This is a genomic window from Leifsonia sp. SIMBA_070 (genome assembly GCF_046534635.1).
GTDB lineage: Bacteria > Actinomycetota > Actinomycetes > Actinomycetales > Microbacteriaceae > Leifsonia.
Genome location: NZ_JAWRYK010000429.1, coordinates 1 through 262 on the forward strand (window position 1 = coordinate 1; position 262 = coordinate 262).

Annotated in this window: 1 protein-coding gene; it reads left to right on the forward strand. The window is 43.9% G+C overall.

Annotated features, from left to right (window positions below):
* Window positions 1–262: phosphotransferase (locus tag SB754_RS20960; protein WP_410784277.1), on the forward strand; the 262-nt coding region annotated here is incomplete at both ends.

Consider the following 262-nt stretch of genomic DNA (forward strand, 5'->3'; position numbering starts at 1 on the left):
CGAATGAATAACGGTTTGGTTGATGCGAGTGATTTTGATGACGAGCGTAATGGCTGGCCTGTTGAACAAGTCTGGAAAGAAATGCATAAACTTTTGCCATTCTCACCGGATTCAGTCGTCACTCATGGTGATTTCTCACTTGATAACCTTATTTTTGACGAGGGGAAATTAATAGGTTGTATTGATGTTGGACGAGTCGGAATCGCAGACCGATACCAGGATCTTGCCATCCTATGGAACTGCCTCGGTGAGTTTTCTCCTT